A 410-nucleotide genomic window follows, 5' to 3' on the forward strand; every position below is an offset into this window, starting at 1 on the left:
CGGCATCCGCCCCGACGATTTCTACCCCACCGGCCACGGCCTGAGTTCCGGCGGCGAGACCGAAGTCCACCGCGTCGAGCTGCCGGTCAGCATCACCGAGCCGCTCGGCAACGAGACGCTGGTCTTTGCCGAGTTCAACGGCGCCGACTGGGTCTCGCGCATGCTCAATCCCAAGCCGCTGAAAGCCGGCGACAGGATCGGCATGAGTTTTGACTTGAGCCGTGCGCACCTGTTCTCCGCCGAAACCGGCAAGTCGCTGAGGAACTGACATGGCGAAAATCGAGAAAATCGAATTGCGCATGGTCGACCTCATGCCGAAGGTGAAGCGCACCGATGCCATTCAGAGCTTCGTCAGCCAGGAAACGCCGATCGTCACTGTCACCGATGCCGACGGCGCGTCGGGCACCGGC

1 protein-coding gene and 1 pseudogene are annotated in these 410 nt (G+C 63.2%); both read left to right on the forward strand.

From position 1 onward, the window contains the following. A partial coding sequence (locus tag EN786_RS36185; protein WP_135910054.1) for a TOBE domain-containing protein occupies positions 1 to 268 on the forward strand: 268 nt, incomplete at its 5' end. A 1-nt stretch (position 269) separates the two neighbouring features. Next, a pseudogene (locus tag EN786_RS36190) lies at positions 270 to 410 on the forward strand (mandelate racemase/muconate lactonizing enzyme family protein); the annotation flags it as partial.

The organism is Mesorhizobium sp. M4B.F.Ca.ET.143.01.1.1, assembly GCF_004792275.1.
Lineage (GTDB): Bacteria > Pseudomonadota > Alphaproteobacteria > Rhizobiales > Rhizobiaceae > Mesorhizobium > Mesorhizobium abyssinicae.